At 60.3% G+C, this 229-nt stretch carries 1 pseudogene; it reads right to left on the bottom strand.

Going from position 1 to position 229, the window contains the following annotated elements:
- A pseudogene (locus AC0L3S_RS39835) lies at positions 1–229 on the bottom strand (hypothetical protein); the annotation flags it as partial.

Genomic DNA, 229 nt, shown 5'->3' with positions numbered 1-229 from the left:
CCCGCTTCGCCGTCGCGTCATAGACGCTAGCAGCGCAGAGGTTGGCGGCACAGTCGATGGCAAGCAATTTCATGAAGCAACCGGTTCGAAAACAATTCCCTGTGCCCGCCACGGCCCGCCACCTCAGAACACGAGCGATCACAACGATGAATAGCCCCACGGTGGAACGACAGGGAATGAACGGATTGACCGCAACCGCCAGCGATCCGGTGGGATCGACCATGCGCCA

The organism is Bradyrhizobium sp. Ken01, assembly GCF_055807355.1.
This window is presented reverse-complemented; position numbering and strand designations above follow the sequence as displayed.